Source organism: Pseudomonas sp. Sample_9, from assembly GCF_004307535.1.
In the GTDB taxonomy this organism is placed as follows: Bacteria; Pseudomonadota; Gammaproteobacteria; order Pseudomonadales; family Pseudomonadaceae; genus Aquipseudomonas; species Aquipseudomonas mercuritolerans.
The window spans coordinates 1-20,951 of the sequence record NZ_RAZO01000318.1; the positions used below are offsets into that span (position 1 = coordinate 1).

The following is a 20,951-nucleotide window of genomic DNA, read 5'->3' on the forward strand; positions in this document are numbered from 1 at the left end:
TGGTGGACCGTTACGGGCAGGGGCGGGTGCTGCCGATCGCAGCGCTGACCGGTGGCGGCGGGTTGTTGATGTTGCTGCTGTGCACGCGTTTGCAGGCGCCGGACTGGACTTTGTTCGTCTTTGCCGCGCTGGCCGGGTGCATGCCGAGCATGTCGGCGATGGTGCGGGCGCGCTGGACCGAGATCTACCGTGGCCAGCCGCAATTGCAGACGGCGTATGCCCTGGAGTCGGTGCTCGACGAAGTGTGTTTTATCGTCGGGCCGCCGCTGTCAGTAGGCTTGTCGGTTGCGGTGTTTCCCGAGGCCGGGCCGCTGGCGGCGCTGTTGGCTCTGGCCATTGGCGTGACGGCGTTTGTCGCCCAGCGCAGCACCGAACCACCGGTGCACGCGCAGGAGTCGCAGCATCAGGGCTCGATCATTCGCTCGACTGACGTGCAATGGCTGCTGGCGTTGATGCTGGCGATGGGCGTGATCGTCGGGGTCATCGATGTGGTCAGCGTCGCTTTCGCTCAACATCAGGGCCAGCCGGCAGCGGCGAGTATTGTCTTGTCGGTGTACGCGATTGGTTCATGCCTGGCCGGCATCGCCTTCGGTGCGATGCGTTCGAAACTGCCGTTGCCGCGCCTGTTTCTCTACGGCGGCGTGGCGACGGCGGTGACCACGCTGCCGCTGCTTTTGGCGAGCAACATCCTCGGCTTGTCGATCGCGGTATTCATCGCCGGGCTGTTCTTTTCACCGACGCTGATTGTTGCGATGGCGCTGATCGAACGCATCGTGCCCGCGGCCAAACTGACCGAAGGCCTGACCTGGCTGGTGACCGGGTTGAGCATCGGCGTGGCGATCGGCGCCGCCGGTTCCGGCGCGCTGGTCGATGCGTTTGGCGCGCGCAGCGGATTCTGGCTAGCGATTGCGGCGGGGGCGGTGGTGCTGGTTTCCGCGTTTCAAAGTTTCCGTCACTTGAAATGAAATTCCACTGTGGGAGCGAGCCTGCTCGCGAAGGCGGTGTGTCAGTAAATATCTTCATACCTGATACAACGCATTCGCGAGCAGGCTCGCTCCCACAGTTATTTTGCGGTGTTACCAGCCTCGGCCAGAGTTGATCCAGAAGTTGACGGATAGCGAGGTCGACACCGACTCCACCTGATGGAACCAGCCCTCGGGCAGGAACAGCAGATCCCCAGCCTCCAGCGTCACCTGCAAAAACGTCACCTCCCGCGCCGCCGGGAAACGTTCATAGTCCGGCGCATCGGGGTTGAAATCGCAGCCATCCAGACCACCCTTGGGCGCGGTCGACCAGGTGCCCAGTGCCTCGCGGTGATGCGGCGCGGCAAGGGTGAATTTCTTCTGGCCCCAAACCTGGGCGAAGAGGTTGTCGGTGTCATCGCGGTGCAACGGCGTCAGCGTGCCCTTGGGGCCGATCCAGATGCGCGGCGGGATGAACAGCGACGTGTCGAAGTAGGGCGGGTAGTGGATCTGCTGCAACAACTGCGCGGGCAGGATGTTGTTGCCCATGTACGCCGGCGGCTCGCCATCCGCGCCTTTGACCGCCGGACTGTCCAGCGAGGCGATGAACTCGGCCATGGAGGTCGAGCGGAAATCACGCTCAGTGGAAAAGGTCTTCTTCACATAATCGCCATGGCGGGTGATGCCTTGCAGTTCAGCGAAATGCACCAGCGACTCTTCGCGACTCAGGCTGAACAACGGCCAGTCGTGCAGGGCATTGCTGATCACCAACGGAATGCCGTTGGGCAAATAACGAGTTTCGAATTCGTGCCGGCTCAACTCGGCGCGCGCACGACGTTCGACGCTGGTCTGGCGAGGCAGCGCGGCAGTGAGCTTTTCGCTGAAGCGTGGCGGCGTCGGGTAGCGCTTGTTCATATCGACTTTTTCCACCGTGCCGCCACCCTGGCGGGCGTGGTCGATGATCTGCGGCAACATCGTCGCCAGGCCCATGTTGCCGCCAATCTTCAAGCGACCGCTGGCGAACAGTTCCTCGACATTGACCACGCCGGCCATGATCCCGAGAAAATCTTTTTCCGCGACTTCGATGGTCACGTCCGGGCTTGGATGGCGCCCGATTTCCGTGCGCTGGCTGGTCTTGATGTCGTACCAGTACGCCTGTTGCCCACTGAAGATGAACTGGAAAACCCCCTCGATGCCGACCGCGCCGGCGTTGGCGAACAATTTGCCCAGAATGCTCTGCAGGTCCACGGTGATTCCCTCGCGATTGTTGTTTTTTTCCTGAACAGGCAACGAGCGGCTGGCGGGGGAATTTAGCGACCTGGCGACTAATTTGTCCGGCCAGTGATCCGTCTTTCTTGCAGACACATTTTTCAAGGAAAGCGCGGTGACCAAGCTGACATTGCTGTGCCTGCCCTATTCGGGCGCCAGCGCCATGGTTTACAGCCGCTGGCGGCGTCAACTGCCGACGTGGCTGCAATTGCAACCGGTGGAACTGCCGGGGCGTGGCGCGCGGTTCGATGAACCTTTGCAAACCGACATGCGCGCGTTGGCGCGGCAACTGGCGCGCGAGCACAAACCAGGGCTGCAAGGCCCGTACGCGTTGTTCGGGCACAGCCTCGGCGCGTTGCTCGCCTGCGAACTGGCCCATGCCTTTCGCGAATTGGGTGTGCCGGAGCCGCTGGCGCTGTTCGCCTCCGGCACCGCCGCGCCGTCCATGCGCAGCGATTACGACCGCGGCTTTGCCGAGCCGCGCAGCGATGCAGAGCTCATCGAACAGTTGCGCACCTTTCAGGGCACCAGCGAAGAAGTCCTCGCCAATAAAGAGCTGATGAGCCTGACCCTGCCGGTGCTGCGCGCCGATTTCATGATGTGCGGCCGCTTCACGCCTGCCGAGCGGCCCACGCTCAATTGCCCGGTGCACGTGCTCGGTGGCAAGGAAGACCGCGCCACCACCGAACAGCTGATCGGCTGGAGCAAAGAGACCCTGGGCAGTTTCTCGGTGGACATGATGACCGGCGGGCATTTCTTCATTCATGAACATGAAGCGCGGGTCATTCGCACGATCAAGACCCATCTGGAAGTGCATCACCGACGCCTTGCGCAGGCCGTGCAACCGGCGTTCTGAGACGCGCCTCATCTATCATTTTCAGGAGGCCAGTCATGGCTGTTGCTCTGGGGTTTTCCGTGCGGCCGTTGCTGCCGCAGCGCGGACGTTTGCCGCTGTTGGTCGAGGCGGGCGATGCCGACACCGATCTGTTGGCAGTATTCGATGAATTGAAGGCGTTGGTCGACGAGCATCTGCTGCGCGACGGTGGCGTGCTGTTTCGCGGCTTCCGCCTCGACGGCGCCGAGCAGTTTCGCCAGTTCGCCGCGAATTTCGGCCATCCGCTGCTGAACTACGAGTTCGGCTCGACGCCGCGCACCAACGTCACTCAAGGCGTGTACACCTCCACCGAATACCCGGCGCACCAGAGCATTCCGCTGCACAACGAACAGGCCTATTCCCGCGACTGGCCGATGAAGATCTGGTTCTACAGCATGATCGCCGCCAGGTCCGGCGGCGAGACGCCGATTGCCGACAGCCGCGAAGTCTACCGGCGCATCCCCGTGGCGATCCGCGAGCGTTTTGTCAGCAAAGGCCTTATGTACGTGCGCAACTTCGGCAATGGCCTAGATGTCGCTTGGGAAGATGTGTTCAACACCGAAGACCGCGAAGTCGTCGAGGCGTACTGCAAGGCACACGGCATTGTCTGCGAGTGGAAGGACGACGGTGAGCTGCGCACGCGGCAGACCTGTCAGGCGGTGGCGGTGCACCCGGTAACCGGCGACCACGTCTGGTTCAATCAGGCGCACCTGTTTCACATCTCCAACCTGCCAGCGGACGTGCGCGAAAGCCTGCTCGACATCGTTGACGAAGAAGACCTGCCGCGTAACGTCTACTACGGCGACGGCTCGCCGATCGAAGACGAGGTGCTGGCGCAGATTCGTGCGGTGCTCGACGATTGTGCGATCAGTTTCCCCTGGCAGGAGGGCGATGTGCTGATGCTCGACAACATGCTTTCGGCTCACGCGCGCTCACCGTTCGAAGGGCCGCGCAAAGTCATCGTGGCGATGGCCGAGGGGCATTCGCAGGACGTGCGCTGACCTGTTCGCAACCCTTCAACTCAAATGCCGAATCCGGGCCTGTACCGGCTTCGGCATTTGTCTGTCTGGCCTTTGTACCGTCGGGCCGTGATTGCCGCTGGCGCGCTAAATCATCGCGCGGGCCATTCGTTCTTGTTGATACGACCGGGTCTCCAGGTCACGCCGCCGATCAGCAAGGACTCCACGCATGAATGCCGCAGACGCACAGAAACTAGCCCGCCGCTTTATCGAATTGCCCCAGGACAAACGCCGTCTGTTCCTCGCTGGCATGGCCCGCGAGGGCATCGATTTTGCGCAGCTTCCCATGACCGCCTGCGACGGCATCGCCGAGCGTGACGGCCTGTCTTACGCGCAGCAGCGCATGTGGTTTCTCTGGCAACTGGAGCCGACCAGCGCAGCCTATAACTTGCCGATGGCGGTGCGTCTGGATGGTGAATTGCAAGTCGAGGCATTGGAGCAAGCCTTCAGCCGTCTGGCGGCGCGCCACGAATGTTTGCGCACCACCTTCGGCCAGGACGGCGAGCGGGCCTTCCAGCGTGTGGCCGAACCAAAGCCACTGAAGTTGCCCGTGACTGACCTGAGCGAGTTGCCCCAAGCCCAGCGCTGGCCGCTGGCGCAGCAGCACATGATGGCCGAGGCGACCCAGGCCTTCGACCTGCAGAACGGCCCGCTGCTGAGCCTGCGGCTGTTGCGCCTGGCTGCGCAGGAACATGTGTTGCTGCTGACCCTGCATCACATCATCGCCGACGGCTGGTCGATGAACATTCTGATCGACGAATTCATGCGCACTTACGACGCGCAGGTCGCCGGGCGTGAACCGACGCTGGCGCCGTTGACCGTGCATTACCGCGACTACGCACTGTGGCAACGCAGCTGGCTGGAGGCCGGTGAGCGCGAGCGGCAACTGGACTACTGGCGCACGCAACTGGGCGACGAACATCCTGTGCTGGAATTGCCCACCGACCGCGCTTATCCGGCGCAAGCCAGCCATCAAGGCGCACGCCTGGAAATGGTGATCGACGCAGCCCTGCGCGAAGAACTGAAAAACCTTGCGCAGCGTCAGGGCGTGACCTTGTTCGTGGTGTTGCTGGCAGGGTTCAAGACCCTCTTGCATCGCTACAGCGGCCAGACCGATATTCGTGTCGGCGGGCTGATTGCCAACCGCACCCGCAGTGAAACCGAAGGGTTGATCGGCTTCTTCGTCAACACCCAGATTCTGCGCAGCGTGGTCACCGCACAAACGCCCTTCACTGAGTTGCTGCAGAACCTGCGCCAGGCTGCACTGGGCGCTCAGGCCCATCAGGATCTGCCGTTCGACGCCCTGATCGAAGCCCTGCAACCGGCGCGCAGCCAGAGCCACAATCCGCTGTTTCAGGTGATGTTCAACCACCAGCCGCTGGTCACCGATTTGCACCAGGCGCAACTCGCTTCAGGCTTGCGCGTGGGTTATTTGAGCGAAGAGCAACTGGCCGGCAGCGCTCGGCAACACGCGGCCACCAGCGACCTGATGCTCGACACCCGCGAGGAGGGCGAGCAACTGTTTGCCGCCTTCACGTACGCCACGGATATTTTTGATGCCTCAACCATTGCCGCGCTGGCCGGGCATTGGCGCAACATTCTGCAGTCGGTGTGCCGTGATCCGCAGCAGTTGATCGGCGAAGTGACGATGCTCGCCGACAGCGAACGCCAGGCGTTGGTCCAGTCCACCGCGCCAGCGCCTCGCTTTATCAGCGTGCAAAGCTTGTTCGAAGCGCAGGTCGCGCGCACTGCGCAAATGCCGGCGGTGCTGTTGGCCACCGCGCCTTCACGAGCATTCAGCTACGACGAACTCAACAGCCGCAGCAATCGCTTGGCCCATCAGTTGCGCGCACAGGGTGTCGGCCCGGACGTGCTGGTCGGCGTCGCGCTGGGGCGTTCGCTGGAACTGGCGGTGGCGCTGCTGGCCGTGCTCAAGGCCGGTGGTGCCTATGTGCCGCTGGATCCGCAAACCCCGGCCGAACGCTTGCGCCATGTGCTCGCTGACAGTGGTTTGCAACTGTTGCTCAGTGATCAGCAAAGCCTTGCCAGCCTGCCGCCGCTCGACGGCATCGAGTGCCTGTGTCTGGAGCAATTGCCCGCCAGCGAGCAGAGCGACAACCTGCCGGTCACGGTCGAGGCTGACAACCTCGCTTACGTGATCTACACCTCTGGCTCCACCGGGCGGCCGAAAGGCGTGGCGGTCAGTCATGGCGCGCTCAGCGAGTTCATCGCCCGCGCCATCGACTACAGCGATCTGCGCGAAGGCGACCGGGTTCTGCAATTCGCCACCAGCAGCTTCGACGGTTTCGTCGAGCAGTTTTTCCCGCCGCTGTGCCATGGCGCCAGCGTGGTCATGCGCGATGCGCCGTTGTGGGACAGCGCGACGCTGCATCAGGTGATCATCGATCAGGGCATCACTCTGGCCGACCTGCCGGCGGCTTATTGGTATTGGCTGGTGCAAGAATACGCGGCGAAACCCCCGGCAAGTTTCGGCGCGCTGCGGCAGATTCACGTCGGCGGCGAAGCCATGGCGGTGGACGGTTTGCGCTTGTGGCAACAGGCCGGGCTCGGCCATGTGCGCCTGCTCAACACCTACGGCCCGACCGAGGCCACGGTGGTCTCGACGATTCATGACTGCACCGCGCTGACCGCCCAAGACGTGTCGTGGCGTGGCATGCCGATCGGCCACGGACTGGCAGCGCGGCGCCTGTACGTGCTCGACGATGATCTGAACCTGCTGCCGCAAGGCGCGGTGGGCGAGTTGTACATCGGTGGGCCGGGGCTGGCGCGCGGTTATCACCGTCAGCCGAGCCTCAGCGCTGAGCGGTTCATCGCCGACCCTTTCGCCGACGGCCAGCGCCTGTACCGCACCGGCGACCGTGCGCGGCTGCGCGGCGATGGCGCGCTGGAATATGTCGGCCGGGTCGATCATCAAGTGAAGATTCGCGGCTTCCGCATCGAACTGGGCGAGATCGAATCGCGCCTGCAGCAATCTCCGGGCGTTCGCGAGGCAGTGGTGCTGGCGGTGCCATTCGCAGGTGGAGCGCAACTGGTCGCTTACGTGGTGACAGAACCTGCGGTGCTTGCCAGCACGGCAACGCAAACGGCGTTCCGCCAGCAGACCCGGGCCGTGCTGCAAGCCAGCCTGCCGGATTACATGGTGCCGGGGCATCTGCTGTTGCTGGCGAACCTGCCGCTGACGCCGAGCGGCAAGCTCGACCGCAAGGCCTTGCCGACGCCGGATCCGGCGCAGTTGCAGGGCGATTACCGCGCTCCGCAATCGCCGGCCGAGCAGTGTCTGGCACAGGTCTGGGCCGAGGTGCTGCACGTGCCGCGTGTGGGCCTGGACGATCACTTTTTTGAACTGGGTGGCCATTCGTTGCTGGCCGCGCAGGTGATTGCGCGGGTCAAGGAGCAGATGGGCGTGGTGCTGCCGCTGCGCAGCCTGTTCGAAAAACCGCTGCTGGCGGATCTCGCCGAGGTGCTCGGGCAACTGGCCGAGACGAGCGGCGACGACGACTGGTCCGACCTGGATCAGTTCATGAATGCATTGCAAGGAGAAGAAGTATGAGCGGCACGATGGCGGAACGTATTGCAAAAAGGTTCGTCGGCCTGCCGCTGGAACAGCGTCGGCTGTTTCTCGCCAAGCTGCGCGAGGAGGGCAAGGATTTCAGCCTGTTGCCGCTGCCGGTCAGCCGCCACGACTGTGCGCAGATTCCCCTGTCGTTCGCCCAGCAACGCCTGCTGTTCCTCTGGCAACTGGAACCGCACAGCGCCGCATACAACATGGCCGCTGGCTTGCGTCTCAAAGGCCGGCTGGATGAGTCGGCCCTGAGCCGCTCGTTCGATCATCTGCTGGCGCGCCATGAAGTGTTGCGCACGGTGTTTCACACCGACGGCGATCAAGCGCATCAGCTGATTCTCGAGCAACAAAGTATTGCGCTGGAACGCTTCGATCTGACCGGCACCGCCGCGCAAGAGCGCGAAGAACTGCTCACGCAACACGTACAAGACGTCACCGCGCAACCGTTTGATCTGCGCCACGGCCCGTTATTGCGCGCCAGCCTGTTTGCTTTGGCCGACGATGAGTTCGTGCTGGTGGTGAGCATGCATCACATCGTCTCCGATGGCTGGTCGATGGACGTCATGGTCAAGGAATTCGTGCAGTGCTATCAGGCGTTCAGCCTGCAGCGCGAGCCGCAATTGCCGGCGCTGCCGTTGCAATACGCCGACTATGCGATCTGGCAGCGGCGCTGGCTGGAGGCCGGCGAGGGTGAACGCCAGCTCGACTACTGGCGTCAGCAATTGGGCGACGAACATCCGCTGCTGGAAGTGGCGCCGGACTTTGCCCGACCGCTGACGCAAAGCTTTGCAGGACAGACCCTGAGCTTTGATTTCGGCACCGACCTGTCGCAACAGCTCAACGTTTTTGCGCGCAGCCAGGGCATCAGCCTGTTCATGCTGGTGCTGGCCGGGTTCTCGCTGTTCCTTTCGCGTCTGGCCGGCGAGCGCGACATTCGTGTCGGCGTGCCGAATGCCAACCGTGGCCGCGCCGAAGTCGAGGGGCTGATCGGTTTCTTCGTCAACACCCAGGTGCTGCGTTGCCAGGTCGATGAGCGCGGCAGTTTCGCCGATTTGCTCGCGCAGGTGCGAGAAGCGGCGTTCGGCGCACAGGCACATCAGGAGTTGCCGTTCGAGCAACTCGTCGACGAATTGGTCGCCGAACGCACCCTGGGCCACAACCCGCTGTTCCAGGCCAAGTTCAACCAGAACGTCGGCATGCAGAAACAACGCTCGATGGCCTTGCCCGGCCTGACCGTCAGTGAATATCCGCTGGCCAAGGACGGCACGCATTTCGATCTGGCCCTGGACATCACCGACGACAGCGCACTGATCCACGGTCAGATGACCTACGCCAGCGATCTCTATCAGGCGGAAACGGTCGGCGGTTTTGTACCGATGTTGCTGGATCTGTTTACCCAGTTGCTCAACTCGCCGCAGGCGCCATTGCACATGGTTGCCACACCACGGCCTGCTGCGCTTGCCAGCCAACGCGAACCGGCGTTGACGGTGTTGCAACACTGGGCGCGTGAAGTGGCTCGGCAACCAGAAGCGCTGGCCGCTCGTGATCTACAGCAGACAATCACTTTCCAGGCGCTGGATCAGGATGCCAGTCGTCTCGCCCATTATTTGCGAGCGCAGGGCGTCAATGTCGGCGATCCGGTGGCGGTGCTGCTGGAACGTTCGCTGGACTGGCTGACTTGCCTGCTGGCGATTCTCAAGGCTGGCGCTGTGTACATGCCACTCGACGTCAAGGCGCCGAGCGCGCGCCTGAAGCAGATGCTCGGCGCTGCGCAGGCGCGGGCGCTGATCGGTGCTGAAGGCGATGTGCGGGTCAGCGAATTGGCGGGTGAGGGCTGTCAGGGTCTGGAGTTTGCACCGGGGCAATGGCAGTCACTGCCGACGTCCGCGCCTGAACTGACGCTGTATGCGCAGTCGCCGGCCTACGTGATTCACACCTCCGGTTCCACCGGGCAACCGAAGGGCGTGCTGGTCAGCCACGGCGCGCTGGGCAGTTACGTGCGCGGCGTACTCGAACGTCTGGCGCCGGCGCCCGAGGCCAGCATGGCGCTGGTCTCGACCATCGCCGCCGACCTTGGCTTCACCGTGCTGTTCGGTGCGTTGTGCTCTGGCCGACTGCTGCATGTGTTGCCGGAAGAACTCGGCTTCGACCCGGATCGTTTTGCCGAATACATGGCCTGCCATCGCGTTGGCGTGCTGAAGATCGTCCCCGGGCATCTCGCCGCGCTGTTGCAGGCGGCCAAGCCTGCCGATGTGCTGCCGGAACACGCACTGATCGTCGGCGGCGAAGCCTGTTCGCCGGCGCTGGTCGAGCGTGTGCAGCAACTGAAACCGGGCTGTCGTCTGATCAACCACTATGGCCCGAGCGAAACCACCGTGGGCGTGCTGACCCACGAGGTCGAAGAACTCGCCGCCCAGGCGCGCAGTGTTCCGATCGGCGCAGCGCTGGCCGGTGCGCATGTCTATGTGCTCGACGATGTGCTCAACCCGGTGGCCGATCAAGTTGCCGGTGAGCTGTACATCGGCGGCGACAGCGTTGCCCTCGGCTATCTGAATCAGCCGGGGCTAACCGCTGAGCGTTTCCTGCCTGATCCGTTTGGGAGCCGCGGCGCGCGGGTCTACCGCAGTGGCGACCGGGTCCGGCGCAACCGTGAGCAGGCGCTGGAATTCATCGGTCGTGCCGACGATCAGGTCAAAGTTCGCGGCTACCGTGTCGAGCCCGCAGAGGTCGCGCGGCTGTTGCTCAGCCTCGATGGCGTCAGCGAAGCCGCCGTGCTCGCGCTGCCACTGGATGACGATCCGGCGCGCCTGCAACTGCTGGCGTGGTGCGTGCCGGCAGTGGGCGCGAAGGTGCAGGCGCAGGATCTGCGCGAGCAATTGCAGGCGCGGCTGCCGGATTACATGGTGCCGGCGCAGTTGCTGTTGCTGGAAAAGCTGCCGCTGACCGCCAACGGCAAGCTCGACAAGCGTGCCTTGCCAGTGCCCGGCGTGGTCAGCCAGCAGTTCGTCGCGCCGGTCGGTGAGATCGAGGAAAAACTCGCCGCGATCTGGGCCGAAGTGCTCAAGCTCGAACGGGTCGGCAGCAGCGATAACTTTTTTGAACTGGGTGGCGACTCGATCCTCAGCTTGCAGATCATCGCCCGGGCCAAGCGCCAGGGCATCAAGCTCAGCCCCAAGCAGTTGTTCGAAAAACAGACCATCGGCCAACTGGCCGCCGTCGCCAGACTGATCGAATCCAAACCGGCTGCCGTCGCCGCACCTGTGGCACGCGGGCCGTTGCCGTTGCTGCCGATCCAGATGCGCTTCTTCGACACGCCGATTGCCCAGCGCCAGCACTGGAACCAGTCAGTGATGCTGCAACCGACCCTGGCGCTGGACACCGTACATTTGCGTAAGGCGCTGGCGGCGCTGGTGGAGCAGCACGAAGCGCTGGCCTTGAGCTTTGTGCAGTCGGGCGATAGCTGGCAGGCGTTGCCGCAGACTCAGCGCGATGCCGAACTGCTTTGGCTGCGCGAACTGGACAGTCTCGATGCCTTGCCGGCCGTGGCCGACGCGGCGCAGCGCAGCCTGGACCTGCAACGCGGGCATTTGCTGCGCGCGGTGCTGGTCACTCTGCCGAATGCCGAGCAGCGCTTGTTGTTGGTCATCCATCACCTGGTGGTCGACGGCGTGTCGTGGCGCATTCTGCTTGAAGACTTGCAGCAGGCTTACCACGCATTGGCGGCGGGGACTGCGCTCGCGTCGCCGGGCAAAAGCAGTTCGATGCACGACTGGGCCGGGCAGTTGCACCGTTATGCGCAGAGCGACACGTTGGCGGCCGAAAGCGCTTATTGGCGCCAAACCCTTGAGGCCGGCGACGCGTCACTGCCACGGGATTTTGCCGAGGACAGCCAGACCCGCGCTCAGGCCGCGCGCGCCAGTACGCGCCTGAGCCGGACACTGACCGACAAGCTATTGAAAGTCGCCCCGGCGGCGTACCGCACACAAATCAACGACCTGTTGCTGACCGCATTGGCGCGGGTGCTGTGTGACTGGAGCGAGCAGCCGTCGGTGTTGATCCAGCTCGAAGGCCATGGTCGTGAAGACCTGTTCGACGACATCGACCTGAGCCGCACGGTCGGCTGGTTCAGCAGCCTGTTCCCGGTGCGCCTGACTCCGCAGGCCAATCCCGCTGCGTCGCTGTGCGCGATCAAGGAGCAACTGCGCGCGGTGCCGGGCAAAGGCATCGGTTATGGCGTGCTGCGTTACCTCACGCGTGCAGCCGAGTTGCAGACGCTGGCGCAACCACGGGTGACCTTCAATTACCTCGGTCAGTTCGACGGCGCGTTCAGCGCCGAGCAGGGCGCGTTGTTCCTGCCAAGCGCTGAAAGCACCGGCGCCAATCAGGATGGGCAAGCGCCGCTGGGCAATTGGCTGAGCGTCGACGGACAGGTTCTCGGCGGTGAGCTGGAACTGATCTGGACCTTCGGCACCGGCATGTACCGCGCCGAGACCATCGAGGCGTTGGCCGAGGCTTATCGCCGCGAACTGCAACGCTTGATCGAACATTGCTGCGACAGCGCGGCCGGTGGCGTGACACCGTCGGACTTCAAACTCGCCAACCTGACCCAGGCGCAGCTCTCGGCGCTGCCGATGGCGCCGCGTGACATCGTCGATCTGTACCCGCTGTCGCCGATGCAGCAAGGCATTCTGTTCCACAGCCGCAACGAGCCGGACAGCCCGGCCTACACCAATCAGCTGCGCGTCGACGTCGAGCAGCTCGACGCCGAGCGCTTCCGCCAGGCCTGGCAGCAGACCCTCGAAGCCCACGATATTCTGCGCACGGCGTTCGTCTGGCCGCAGGATGCCGCCGCGCCGGTGCAAGTGGTGCGCAGCCGCGTGCAGATGCCGTGGCAAGTGCAGGACTGGCGCGGTCGCGCTGGCCTGGATGTCGCGCTTGATCATCTCGCCACTGAAGACCTGCATAACGGCTTCGATCTGCTCGATGCACCGCTGTTGCGCGTGACGTTGGTGCGCACCGATGAGCACACTCATCACCTGATCTACACCTGCCATCACATCCTGATGGACGGCTGGAGCACTTCGCAGTTGTTCGGCGAAGTGCTGCAACGTTACGCCGGCATCGCGCCGAGCGCAGGGCAGGGGCGTTATCGCGATTACATCGAATGGCTCGGCCAGCGTGATCAGCAGGCCAGTCGACAGTTCTGGAGTGCGGCGCTGGCGGACCTTGAACAGCCGACGCGACTGGCCAGCGCCATACCGGTCAGGCACGCCGCCAGCGGCTATGCCGATCACCAGCATGTGTTCAGCGAACCGCTGACCGCCGAACTGAACCGCTTCGCCCGCGAGCAGAAAGTCACCCTCAACACGCTGGTACAAGCGGCGTGGCTGCTGCTGCTGCAGCGTTATACGGGCCAGGATCACGTGGCGTTCGGCGCGACGGTCGCCGGACGGCCGACGGATTTGCCGGGTGTCGAGCAGCAGATCGGTCTGTTCATCAACACCTTGCCGGTGGTGGCGGCGCCATCGCCGGAGATCGGCGTCAGCCAATGGCTGCAACAGGTGCAAGACCTCAACCTGGCCTTGCGCGAGCACGAACACACGCCGCTGTATGACATTCAGCGCTGGGCCGGCACGGGTGCCGGGGCGTTGTTCGACAGTATTCTGGTGTTCGAAAACTATCCGATGGCTGAAGCACTGGCGCAGGGCCCTGAGACGGGCCTGAAGTTCTCGGCAATCCGCCGGCAGGAGCAGACCAACTATCCGCTGACGCTGGTCGCGGTCACCGGCCGCGAGCTGAGTCTGGGCGTAAGTTACGATCAGGCCAGTTTCGACGCTCAAGCGATCAATGCGTTGAGTGCGCAGTTGCAAGGCCTGCTCGAGCAGTTCCTCGCCGACGCCACGCAGCCGCTGGGCGCGCTGCAACTGCTCGCCGAGCCACAACGGCATCAAGCGATCGAGTGGGGCAAGGCGCCGGTTACCACGCTGGATCAACGCACGGTGCTGGCGCACATCGCCGCGCAGGTGCAGCGACAGCCACAGGCGAACGCGGTGCTGTTCGCTGAGCAGTCCATCGCTTACCAAGACCTCGATACCCGGGCCAATCGTCTGGCGCACAAGCTGCAAGGCATGGGCGTCGGGCCGGAAGTGCGCGTCGGCGTGTGCATGCGCCGCACGCCGCAGATGCTGGTCGGCTTGCTGGCGATCCTCAAGGCCGGTGGCGCCTACGTACCGCTCGACCCGGATTACCCACAGGAACGCTTGCTGCACATGCTCGATGACAGCCGCGCGGCGGTGGTGCTCACTGAGCCAGCGGCATTGGCGATGCTGCCCGAAACCTTGAGTGCGCAGGTGCTGCTGGTGGACGAGAACGTCGCCAGCGAATGCCCGGAAGCTGCGCCACTGGTTAATCTCGCGGCAGACAATCTGGCGTACGTGATCTACACCTCCGGTTCCACCGGCAAACCGAAAGGCGTAGCCATCAGCCACGGCAATCTGTCGGCGCTGATTCAATGGTCGACTGGGGTCTATCGCGAAGAACAATTGCGCGGCGTGCTGGCTTCGACCTCGATCTGCTTCGATCTGTCGGTGTGGGAAATCTTTGTCACGCTGGCCTGCGGTGGCTGCCTGGTATTGGCGGACAACGCCCTGGCGCTGGCGGACTTGCCGGCGCGCGATCAGGTCACGCTGATCAACAGCGTGCCGTCGGCGATTGCCGCGTTGCAACGGGCCGGGCAGATTCCGGCTTCGGTCGGCACGATCAATCTGGCCGGCGAACCGCTCAAGCAGAGTCTGGTCGACAGCCTCTACGCCAGCACTCAGGTGCGGCAGGTCTACGATCTTTACGGGCCGTCGGAGGACACCACTTATTCGACCTTCACCCTGCGCACCCCGCAGGGCCGGGCGAACATTGGCCGGCCGCTGGACAACACCGTGGCCTACCTGCTCGACAGTCAGTTGCAGGCGCTGCCCGAGGGCGTGGCGGCCGAGCTGTACCTCGCTGGTGCCGGGGTGACGCGCGGCTATCTGCGTCGTGCCGCGCTGACCGCCGAACGCTTTGTGCCGAATCCTTACGCGAGCAACGGCGAGCGCCTGTACCGCACCGGCGATCTGGTGCGCCAGGGCGACGATGGCAACATCGAGTACATCGGTCGCGCCGACCATCAGGTGAAGATTCGCGGCTTCCGCATCGAACTCAGCGAGATCGAAGCACGCCTGCTGGAACTCGACGATATCCGTGAGGCGGTGGTACTGGCGCAGGACGGCGCCGCAGGCAAACACCTGCATGCCTACCTCGTCGCCGCACCGGACAGCGAGCGGACGACGCTGGCCGAGCGGGTGCGCAGTGCGCTGGTCAGCCGCTTGCCGGCGCACATGCTGCCGGGGCATCTGCACCTGATCGACGCGATCCCGCTGACGCCCAACGGCAAGCTCGATCGCAAGGCGCTGATGGCGTTGGGCGAGAGCCCGACGCAGGAGCAATACCTGGCGCCGCAAAGCGATATGCAATGGGAGGTCGCGACGATCTGGCAGGAGGTGCTGGAAGTCGAGCGGGTAGGGCTGGCGGACAACTTCTTCCAGCTCGGCGGCCATTCGTTGCTGGCGACGCTGGTGGTGACCCGGGTGCAGGAACGTCTGGGCGACAAGGTGCCGCTCAAGGCGTTGTTCGAGACCGACACGCTCAAGGATTTCTGTGCGCGGATCGAAGCCCTGCGCGTCGAAATGTCGCCCGTTCAGGATGAATTGGCTAAATCACTGGAGGCCCTCAAACGTCTATCCCTCGATGATCTGGAAAAACTGATTTCTTGAGAGGGAAAAACGCGTGCAAGAGTTAATCGAGTCGGTAGGACAACTTTCGGCTAAGCAAAGAAAGGCTCTGGCGGTTCTGCTCAAGCAGAAAGGCGTCAACCTCTTTGACATTGCCCCGGTTTTCAAGCGCACGGCTGAAGAGCCGTTGCTGCTGTCCTACGCTCAGCAGCGCCAGTGGTTCCTCTGGCAGTGGGCACCGCACAGCGCGGCCTACAACATTCCGACGGCCCTGCGCTTGCAGGGGCCGCTGGATGTGCCGGCACTGGAACGCAGCATTGCGGCGCTGATCGAGCGCCACGAAACCTTGCGCACGGTGTTCTCTCAAGACAGCGCGCAACCCTTGCAAGTGGTCCTGCCCGCAGGACCTTTTACCCTCGATATTCATCACCTGAGCGCTGATCTGGCGAATGACCCGGAGCACTCGATCGAGGCTTTCGTTCAGACCCAGAGCCAGAAGACTTTCGACCTGCAGCACGGCCCGTTGCTGCGTGCCGCGCTGCTGCAGGTCAACCCGGATGAGCATGTGCTGGTGCTGACCCTGCATCACATCGTTTCCGATGGCTGGTCGCTGCAAGTGATGATCGAGGAACTGGTGCAGCTCTACGCCGGTTTCAACCTTGGTCACGACGCCGGTCTGCCGGCCCTGCCGATTCAATACGCCGATTACGCCTTGTGGCAGCGCCAGTGGATGGAGGCCGGTGAGCAGGAGCGGCAACTGGCCTACTGGCAGGCAAAGCTCGGCGGCGAACAACCGGTGCTGGAACTGCCGCTGGATCGCCCGCGCGCGGTCGATCAAAGCTTTGCCGGCGCCAGCCATAACCTGATTCTTGATCCGGCGCTGAGCCATGCCCTCAAGGCGTTTGCCCGGCAGGAAAACGTCACCCTGTTCGTGTTGCTGCTGGCTTCGTTTCAGGCCTTGCTGCATCGCTACAGCGGGCAAAGCGACATCCGTGTCGGCGTGCCGGTGGCCAACCGTGGCCGGGTGGAAATCGAGCGGCTGATCGGCTTCTTCGTCAACACCCAGGTGCTCAAGGCGGACATCGACGCGGAGCTGCCGTTTGTCGAACTGCTGCGTCAGGTCAAACAGACGGCGCAGGAGGCGCAGGCGCATCAGGACTTGCCCTTCGAGCAACTGGTCGAAGCGCTGGAGCCGGGCCGCAGCCTCAGCCACAGTCCGCTGTTCCAGGTGATGTTCAACCACCAGGCCGAGCGCCGTGCGAGCGTCGCGACACGCCTCAACGGCCTGAACATCGAACCGCTGGAATGGCAGAGCCAGACCGCGCAGTTCGACCTGACCCTCAACACCACCGAACAGGCCCACGGCATCGAAGCGGTGCTCAAGTACGCCACTGACCTGTTCGACGCCGCGACCATCGAGCGCCTGGCGCAACACTGGACCGCGCTGTTGCAAGCGATCGTCGCCGAGCCGAGCCAGCGTATCGGCCAGTTGCCAATGCTCGATGCAGCCCAGCAGCAACAGCTGTTGGCGCAATGGAATCCGCCGCTGATTGAACAACCGCTGACGCAGTGCCTCCAGCAAACCATCGAGGCCCAGGCCGAGCGGCATGCCGATGCGGTGGCGGTGAGCTGTGCCGGGCAACGCCTGACTTACGCCGAGCTCAATCACCGCGCCAACCTGTGGGCGCATACGCTGATCGAGCAGGGCGTCGGCCCGGACGTGCGCGTCGGCGTGGCGGTGGAGCGTTCGCTGGACATGATCGTCGCCATTCTCGCGGTGCTGAAAGCGGGCGGCGCCTATGTGCCGCTGGACCCGAGCTACCCGGATGACCGCTTGGGCTACATGATCGACGACAGCGGCATTGACTTGCTGTTGACCCAGGGCCATTTGCTCGGGCAATTGCCGCTGCCGCCGGGGCTGATCTGCCTCGACCTGAATCAAACGCCGGAGCATGGCATCGCAAGTAACCCGCCATGCCTGACCACGCCGGACAACCTGGCCTACGTCATCTACACCTCCGGTTCCACCGGCAAACCCAAAGGCGCGCTGCTGCCGCACGGCAACGTGATGCGCCTGTTCAGCGCCACCGAGCACTGGTTCGATTTCGGCCCGCAGGACAGCTGGACGCTGTTCCATTCCTACGCGTTCGACTTTTCGGTGTGGGAGATCTTCGGCGCGCTGTTGTACGGCGGCAAACTGGTGGTGGTGCCGCACGATGTCAGCCGTTCGCCGGAGGATTTCTACACGCTGCTGTGCGATGAAAACGTCACGGTGTTGAACCAGACGCCGTCGGCATTCAAGCCGTTGATGCAGGTCGCCTGCGAGTCGAGTCGCAGCAATGCCCTGCGTTACGTGGTGTTCGGCGGCGAGGCGCTGGAAGTACAGAATCTGCGTCCGTGGTTCGAGCGTTTTGGCGACCGCGCGCCGACGCTGATCAACATGTACGGCATCACCGAAACCACCGTGCACGTCACTTACCGGCCATTGTCGCTGGCGGATCTGCAGAGCAACCACAGCAGCCCGATCGGCGCGCCGATTGTCGACCTGTCGTGGTACTTGCTCGACAGCTCGCTGAACCTGGTACCGCAAGGCTGCATCGGTGAGTTGTACATCGCCGGTGCCGGTTTGGCCCGTGGCTATCTGAATCAGGCCGGCATGAGCGCCACCCGCTTCGTGCCCGATCCGTTCAACCGCAAGGCCGGCCAGCGTCTGTACCGTACCGGCGACCTCGCACGGCTGCGCGGCGACGGGGTGATCGAGTACATCGGTCGTATCGACCACCAAGTGAAGATCCGTGGTTTCCGCATCGAGCTCGGCGAAATCGAAGCGCAACTGCTCAAGCATCCGCAGGTGCGCGAAGCGGTGGTGCTGGCGGTGGACGGCCTCAGCGGCCAGCAACTGGCGACCTGGGTCGTGCCGGTTGAGACATTGAACGCGGACGAGCAGGGCGCGCTGCGTGATTCGATCAAGCTGCACCTGCGCGAAACCCTGCCGGACTATATGGTCCCGGTGAGTTGGGCGTTCCTCGACCGACTGCCGCTGACCGCCAACGGCAAGCTCGATCGCAAGCAACTGCCGCAGCCGGATGTTGCCCAGGTGCAAGAAGCCTACGCGGCGCCGCGCAGCGAACTGGAACAGCGTCTGGCGGAGATCTGGCAGGACGTACTCAAGGTCGAACGGGTCGGGCTTCACGATAATTTCTTCGAGCTGGGCGGCGATTCGATCATTTCGATTCAAGTGGTCAGTCGCGCGCGGCAGGCCGGCATTCGCTTTACGCCCAAGGACATTTTTCAGCATCAGACCGTGCAGCGTCTGGCCACCGTCGCGCAACAAAGCGACGCCGTGCAGACGGAGCAGGGCGAGGTGCTTGGCGACGCACCACTGACGCCGATCCAGCAGTATTTTTTCCACAGCGACATCCCGGCGCGGCATCACTGGAACCAGTCGATCCTGCTGACCCCGGCGAAAACCCTGCAAGCCGCGGCGCTGCAACAGGCCTTGGCGCAGGTGCAAAAACAGCATGACGCCTTGCGTCTGCGTTATCGCCAAATCGAGCAGGGCTGGCAGCAAAGCCACGGCGCGGCGGATCAGCCACAAGCGTTGTTGCGCACTTTCATGCTGGACGACAGCGCGGCATTGCCAGCGCTGTGCCTGGACCTGCAACGCAGCCTCGACCTGCACAACGGCCCGCTGATCCGCGCGGCGCTGATCGATTTGCCGGACGCCAGTCAGCGTCTGTTGCTGGTGATTCATCACCTGGTGGTCGATGGCGTGTCGTGGCGAATCCTGCTCGAAGATCTGCAAAGCGCCTATCAGCAGATCAGCAGCGGACAGAGCGTGCATCTGCCGGCCAAGACCAGCGCGTTCAAGGACTGGGGCTTGCGCCTGCAAGAACATGCGCGCAGCGCGGCGCTGGGCCGCGAACTGAGCTACTGGCGCGAACAGTTGCGCGACGCTCCGTTCGGTTTGCCGCTGGATAATCCGCAGGGCCAATTGAACAACCGCTTCGAACGCAGCGTCGACACACGGCTGGACGCCGAACGCACTCGCCAGCTGCTGCAACAGGCTCCGGCGGTCTACCGCACTCAAGTCAACGACCTGCTGCTGACCGCACTGGCGCGGGTGCTCTGCGAGTGGACCGCCAGCGACAGCGCGCTGGTGCAGCTCGAAGGCCATGGCCGCGAAGACCTCTTCGATGACATCGACCTGAGCCGCACCGTGGGCTGGTTCACCAGCATGTTCCCGGTACGCCTGACGCCAAACGCCAGCCTGGAAAGCTCGATCAAAGGCATCAAGGAGCAACTGCGCGCGATCCCCAACAAGGGCATCGGCTATGGCTTGCTGCGTTATCTCGGCACCGCCGACGCACAAGCGGCGTTGCATGAACTGGCGCAACCGCAGGTGACGTTCAACTACCTCGGCCAGTTCGATAACAACTTCGATGAAGACGCCTTGTGGCGGCCGGCCACCGAGGACAAGGGCGCCGGTCAGGACGAAAGCGCGCCGATGGCCAACTGGCTGACCATCGATGGCCGGGTTTATCAGGGCCAGTTGACCCTGACCTGGACCTACAGCAGCGACGTCTTCGAGGAGGCGACCATTGCCGCTCTTGCCCGCGCCTACGAAGTGGCACTGAACGAATTGATCGACCACTGCCTCAGCCATGCGGGCGGCCTCACGCCGTCCGACGTGCCGCTGGCCGGTTTGTCCCAGGCGCATCTGGACAGCCTGCCGATTGCCGCCCAGCGCATCGAGGACATCTATCCGCTGGCGCCGATGCAGCAGGGCATTCTGTTCCACAGCCTGTACGATGCGGACGCCAGCGCCTACGTCTATCAGATGCTGCTGGACATCGACGGCCTCGACGTTGCGCGGTTCCAGCAAGCCTGGCAGCGGGTGGTCGATCGCCATGAAGTGCTGCGCGCCGGTTTCATCTGGGGCCGAGATGGCCTTGACGCGCCGTTGCAGGTGATCAATCGCCAACTGACCCTGGAAATGCCGGAAGTTGATGTACGCGATGCCGCTGATCTGCCGGCGGTGCTTGAGGCGCGGGCGCAGGCCGACCGCGAGCGCGGCTTCGATCTGCAGAATCCGCCGCTGCTGCGCCTGTGCCTGTTGCGCACTGCCGACGATCGCCATCGACTGATTTTCACCTGCCACCACATCCTCATGGATGGCTGGAGCAACTCGCGGATGTTCGGCGAGGTGCTGCAGGATTACGCCGGCCAGCCGGTGCCGAGCGCACAGGGCCGCTACCGCGATTTTCTGGTCTGGCTGCAAGGCCAGGACAAGGCAGCCGCGCAGGACTTCTGGCGCGGGCAACTGGCCGAACTCGACGAGCCGACCCGACTGGCCTCGGCCTGCCACGGACGCACCGTGCCGGGGCCGGGCAAACAGATGCATCGTCTGCATTTCGATGAAGCGTTGACCCAGCGTCTGAACAGCTTCTCCCGTCAGCAACAGGTGACCCTCAACAG

At 63.6% G+C, this 20,951-nt stretch carries 7 protein-coding genes; 6 read left to right on the forward strand and 1 reads right to left on the reverse strand.

Annotation, left to right across the window (positions count from 1 at the left end):
- The coding region (locus D6877_RS17435; protein WP_130911578.1) for an MFS transporter at window positions 1-965 on the forward strand (965 nt) is incomplete at its 5' end.
- Window positions 966-1,076: 111 nt separating this feature from the next.
- Here D6877_RS17435 and D6877_RS17440 read toward each other — a convergent pair.
- Window positions 1,077-2,210 (reverse strand): cupin-like domain-containing protein, encoded by a 1,134-nt coding sequence (locus tag D6877_RS17440; RefSeq protein ID WP_130911579.1) that lies wholly within the window; start codon window positions 2,208-2,210, stop codon window positions 1,077-1,079.
- A gap of 136 nt (window positions 2,211-2,346) precedes the next feature.
- Here D6877_RS17440 and D6877_RS17445 point away from each other — a divergent pair, with 136 nt between their 5' ends.
- The 5 genes from D6877_RS17445 to D6877_RS17465 all read left to right on the forward strand — a co-directional run.
- Window positions 2,347-3,087: an alpha/beta fold hydrolase gene (locus D6877_RS17445; protein WP_130911580.1), complete on the forward strand. Its 741-nt coding sequence runs from the start codon at window positions 2,347-2,349 to the stop codon at window positions 3,085-3,087.
- Between the two features lie 35 nt (window positions 3,088-3,122).
- On the forward strand, window positions 3,123-4,106 hold the full coding sequence (locus D6877_RS17450) for a TauD/TfdA family dioxygenase (protein ID WP_016773893.1): 984 nt from the start codon (window positions 3,123-3,125) through the stop codon (window positions 4,104-4,106).
- Between the two features lie 187 nt (window positions 4,107-4,293).
- Window positions 4,294-7,695 carry a non-ribosomal peptide synthetase gene (locus D6877_RS17455; RefSeq protein ID WP_130911581.1) on the forward strand — a complete coding sequence of 1,134 codons (3,402 nt, stop codon included), beginning with the start codon at window positions 4,294-4,296 and terminating at the stop codon, window positions 7,693-7,695.
- Window positions 7,692-15,515 carry a non-ribosomal peptide synthetase gene (locus tag D6877_RS17460; protein WP_130911582.1) on the forward strand — a complete coding sequence of 2,608 codons (7,824 nt, stop codon included), beginning with the start codon at window positions 7,692-7,694 and terminating at the stop codon, window positions 15,513-15,515. The genes D6877_RS17455 and D6877_RS17460 overlap by 4 nt, the downstream gene beginning before the upstream one ends.
- A gap of 13 nt (window positions 15,516-15,528) precedes the next feature.
- The coding region (locus D6877_RS17465) for a non-ribosomal peptide synthetase (protein WP_130911584.1) at window positions 15,529-20,951 on the forward strand (5,423 nt) is incomplete at its 3' end.